This window comes from Paraburkholderia sp. SIMBA_054 (assembly GCF_046534875.1).
Lineage (GTDB): Bacteria > Pseudomonadota > Gammaproteobacteria > Burkholderiales > Burkholderiaceae > Paraburkholderia > Paraburkholderia hospita.
In genome coordinates this window covers 1-228 of sequence record NZ_JAWRXV010001920.1, presented here as the reverse complement: position 1 = coordinate 228, position 228 = coordinate 1, and the positions used below count along the sequence as shown (strand labels likewise).

Genomic DNA, 228 nt, shown 5'->3' with positions numbered 1-228 from the left:
GCGCTGTTTCTGCGGCCGGATCATGCGTTTGTCGGCTACTTCATCGGCAGTCCGGGTATGAATCTTTGTCCGATCGAACTCGACGCCGACGGCGCGCGGATCGGCTCACAGCGTCTCACGCTCGGCGCCGCCACCCTCGCGGCGCTGGGCGACGCGCATCAGCAGGCAAAGAGCCCGCTTACATTGGGCATTCGCCCCGAGTTCGTGCGGCTCGCCCACGAAGGCGAA

Annotated in this window: 1 pseudogene; it reads left to right on the top strand. The window is 65.8% G+C overall.

From position 1 onward, the window contains the following. Positions 1-228 (top strand): annotated as a pseudogene (locus SB822_RS61740) (ABC transporter ATP-binding protein); the annotation flags it as partial.